Source organism: Kitasatospora sp. NPDC036755 (assembly GCF_040636595.1).
Taxonomy (GTDB): domain Bacteria; phylum Actinomycetota; class Actinomycetes; order Streptomycetales; family Streptomycetaceae; genus Kitasatospora.
On sequence record NZ_JBEZUT010000516.1, the window covers coordinates 1 to 4,124 of the forward strand.

Consider the following 4,124-nt stretch of genomic DNA (forward strand, 5'->3'; position numbering starts at 1 on the left):
GTCCCGCCCGCCGGTGGCCCGGCCGTCGGTCACCACGACCAGCAGCGGGCGCCGGTTCGGGTCGCGCAGCCGCTCCACCCGCAGCACCTCGTGGGCGCGCAGCAGACCGGCGGCCAGCGGGGTGCGCCCGCCGGTGGGCAGCGACTCCAGCCGCGCCGCGCCGACCTCCACCGAGGAGGTGGGCGGCAGTGCCAGCTCGGAGCCCGCGCCCCGGAAGGTGATCATGCCGATCTTGTCGCGGCGCTGGTAGGCGTCCATCAGCAGCGAGAGCACCGCGCCCTTGACGGCGGTCATCCGCTGCCGGGCGGCCATCGAACCGGAGGCGTCCACCACGAACAGCACCAGGTTGGACTCCCGTCCCTGGCGCACCTGTTCGCGGAAGTCGTCCTTGTGCACCACCAGTGCCCGCCCGCTGCGCCCGCGCGCCGCCTGGTGCGGCGCGGCGGCCTGGAGGGTCGCGGTGAGGTGCAGCCGGCCGAGCGCGCCCTGCGGGCGGCGGGCGCGGATGGTGTGCCCGCCGGTGGTCTCGGCGGGGGAGCGGCGGCCCTGGGCGCCGTGCCCGGTGCCCTTCACCGTGAACAGCCGGGTCCGGTACGGGTCCCCGGCCGCGACCGGCGCCGACTCCCGTGAGGGGGAGGGGTGTTGGGCCGGTACGGGCGGCTGCGCGGGCTCCTCGCCGCCCTCGGGGGAGGTGCCCTCGGGGACGGTGCCCTCGGACGGGGACGTCTCGGGAGCGGAGGCCTCGGGGCCGCCGTCGGAGGGCTCGGGCGCGCCACCGCCGTCGGGGCCGCCCCCGTCCGGTCCTCCGTCCTCCGGTCCGCCGTCGCCGTCCGGGCCGGGCCCGTCGCCCTCGGGCTCCGGGTCCTCCGGCTGCGCGTGCTCCTCCAGCGTCCGGTCCAGCTGCTCCTCGTCCAGCCCCGGGGCGTCGAAGGGGTTGCGGCGGCGCCGGTGCGGCAGTGCCAGCCGGGCGGCCTTGCGGACGTCCTCCTCCAGCACCTCGGTGCGCCCGTCCCAGGCGGCCAGCGCGACGGCGGTGCGGGCCATCACGATGTCCGCGCGCAGCCCGTCCACCTCGAACGCGGCGCACACGGCGGTGATCTGACGCAGCGCCACATCGGTCAGCTCGACCTTGGGCAGCAACTCCCGTGCGGTGGTGATCCGTTCGGCGAGCGCCCGCTCCTCGGCGGCGAACCGGGCGGCGAACGAGGCCGGGTCCGCGTCGTACGCGAGCCGGCGGCGGACGACCTCGGCGCGCTCGGCCGGGTCCCGGGTGGCGGCGATCTCGACGGTCAGGCCGAACCGGTCGAGCAGCTGCGGCCGCAGCTCGCCCTCCTCCGGGTTCATGGTGCCGACCAGCAAGAACCGGGCGGCGTGCCGCACCGAAACGCCCTCGCGCTCGACGTACGAGCGCCCCATCGCGGCGGCGTCCAGCAGCAGGTCCACCACGTGGTCCTGGAGCAGGTTCACCTCGTCGATGTAGAGCACGCCGCGGTGCGCCCGGGCGAGCAGCCCGGGCTCGTACGCCTTGACGCCCTCGGCCAGTGCCCGCTCCAGGTCGAGCGAGCCGACGATCCGGTCCTCGGCCACGCCGACCGGCAACTCGACCAGCTGGGAGGGCCGTTCGGAGGCGGACGGGGAGACGTGCGGCCCGTCCGGGCACTGCGGGTCGGGCGTGGCCGGGTCGCAGGCGAAGCGGCAGTCGTCCACGGTGGCGATGGACGGCAGCAGGCCGGCCAGCGCGCGCACCATGGTCGACTTCGCGGTGCCCTTCTCGCCGCGCACCAGCACGCCGCCCACGGCCGGGGAGACCGCGTTCAGCAGCAGCCCGAGCCGCAGGTCGGCCATGCCGACGATCGCGGTGAACGGATAGCGGACGTCACTCATGCCGTACCCCACTCCTGTCGTATCCGGCTCAGGCTCATGCGTCACTCCCAGGGGCCCCGGGCGGGAGGAACGGCAGCGATCCGGCCGCCGGCACCCCGCCCTCGATCAGCTTCCACAGTGCGTCGGTGTCCGCGTGCTCCTCGATCAGGTCGCCCAGCCGGTCCAGCCGGGCCTCGCGCGCCGCGGCGAAGGAGGTGTCCGGCGCCGGGACGAACGCCCGGCCGGACGACTCGGCGACCTCGCGCAGGAGTTCACGGCGGAAGCCGTCGTTCTCCAGCGCGCCGTGCCAGGTGGTGCCCCAGACCGCGCCGACCCGGCAGCCGTCCAGGAAGGCCTCCCCGCCTTCGACCGCCACCACCCCGTGGTGGATCTCGTAGCCCTCGACCCGCTGCCCGTACGCCTCGCCGACCGGTCGCGCCAGCACCTTCTCGGCGCCGAACCGCACGCGCGTCGGCAGCAGTGCGAGGCCCTCGACGGCGCCCGCCTTCGACTCGACCTCGTCCACGATCGAGTGCGCCAGCATCTGGTAGCCGCCGCAGACCCCGAGGATCGGCAGTCCGGCCGCCGCCCGCGCCCGCAGGGCCGGCTCCAGGCCGCGCTCGCGCAGCCAGGCGAGGTCGGCGACGGTGGCGCGGGTGCCGGGCAGCACCACCAGGTCGGCGTCGGCCAGTTCCTCCGGCCTGGTCGCCCAGCGGACCAGCACGCCCGGCTCCTGCGCGAGCGCGTCCACGTCGGTGAAGTTGGACAGCCGCGGGAAGCGCACCACCGCCACCCGCAGCACGTCCGCGCCGAGCGGCCCGGGCCCGTCCGCCCGGTCCACCACCGTGGAGAGGTCCAGCGAGTCCTCGGCGTCCAGCCAGAGCCCGGGCAGCATCGGCAGCGTGCCCAGCACCGGACGGCCGGTCAGCTCGTGCAGCATCTCCAGCCCGGGCGCCAGCAGCCGCGCGTCGCCGCGGAACTTGTTGACGAACCAGCCCGCCACGTGCCGCTGGTCCTCCGCCGACAGCAGTGCCAGCGTCCCGTACATCGCCGCGAAGACCCCGCCGCGGTCGATGTCCCCGACCACCACCACCGGCAGGCCGGCGGCCGTGGCCAGGCCCATGTTGGCGATGTCGCGGTCGCGCAGGTTGATCTCGGCGGGCGAGCCCGCGCCCTCGCAGACCACCACGTCGTAGCGGCCGCGCAGGTCGGCGAGGCACTCCAGGGCGCGCTCCAGCAGGAGGGGCTTGCGCTCGCGGTAGTCCAGCGCGCCCACCTCGGCCACCGGCCTGCCGAGCAGCACCACCTGGCTGCGGCCGTCCGCGCCGGGCTTGAGCAGCACCGGGTTCATCGCCGCCTCCGGCTCCACCCGGGCGGCCTGCGCCTGCATCGCCTGGGCGCGGCCGATCTCGGCGCCGTCGGCGGTGACGAAGGAGTTGAGCGACATGTTCTGTGCCTTGAACGGCGCGACCCGCACGCCCTGGCGGGCGAGCCAACGGCAGATCCCGGCCGTCACCACGGTCTTGCCCGCGTCCGAGGTCGTCCCCGCGACCAGCAGCGCGTTCGTCATGCCCGTCCCCTCTTCCTCAGCGGCATCCTCAGCAGGACGTGCCCCGCGACCGTCGTACCCAGCGCGAGTGCGCCCACCCGCCGGGAGAGCGCGCAGGCCCGCTCGATGTCGTCCACCGTCACCGGCCGCAGCTCCTCGCCCAGTACGGGCCGGTGCTCCACCCGCTCGCCGTAGCGCAGCGTCCCGCCCAGCCGCACGCCCACCGCACCGGCGAACGCGGCCTCGGCCTGGCCCGCGTTCGGGCTCGGGTGGGCGGAGCCGTCGCGCCGCCAGACCCGCCAGGCCGTTCGGGGCTCGGGTGCGGCGGCCACCGTCAGCAGCGCCGTCAGCCGGGCGCCCGGCCAGCCCGCCACGTCGTCCAGCCGGGCCGAGGCCCAGCCGAACCGGGCGTAGCGGGGCGAGCGGTGGCCCACCATGGCGTCCAGGGTGTTCACGGCGCGGAAGGCCAGCAGCCCGGGGGTGCCGGCCAGGGCGCCCCAGGCCAGCGCGTTCACCACGGCGTCGGCGGTGTTCTCGGCCACCGACTCGACGACGGCCCGGGCGATCTGCTGCCCGTCCAGCGCGCTCGGGTCCCGTCCGCACAGGTGCGGCAGCCGTGGATGCTGACGGCGGACGGGGTTCCCGGTCCGGGGAGGTCGGGGGACGGCGGCGCTGACGCCTGCATGGTGGCCCTCTCTGCTGGTGGCTCGTG

General features: G+C 76.1%; 3 protein-coding genes. All 3 read right to left on the minus strand.

Annotation, left to right across the window (positions count from 1 at the left end; all coding sequences use genetic code 11):
• Positions 1–1,884: magnesium chelatase subunit D family protein (locus AB0E96_RS39065; RefSeq protein ID WP_359831292.1), on the minus strand; the 1,884-nt coding region annotated here is incomplete at its 3' end.
• A gap of 34 nt (positions 1,885–1,918) precedes the next feature.
• Positions 1,919–3,433 (minus strand): cobyric acid synthase, encoded by a 1,515-nt coding sequence (locus AB0E96_RS39070; RefSeq protein ID WP_359831293.1) that lies wholly within the window; start codon positions 3,431–3,433, stop codon positions 1,919–1,921.
• On the minus strand, positions 3,430–4,124 hold a 695-nt coding region (locus AB0E96_RS39075), incomplete at its 5' end, for a CobD/CbiB family cobalamin biosynthesis protein (RefSeq protein WP_359831295.1). The genes AB0E96_RS39075 and AB0E96_RS39070, both read right to left, overlap by 4 nt.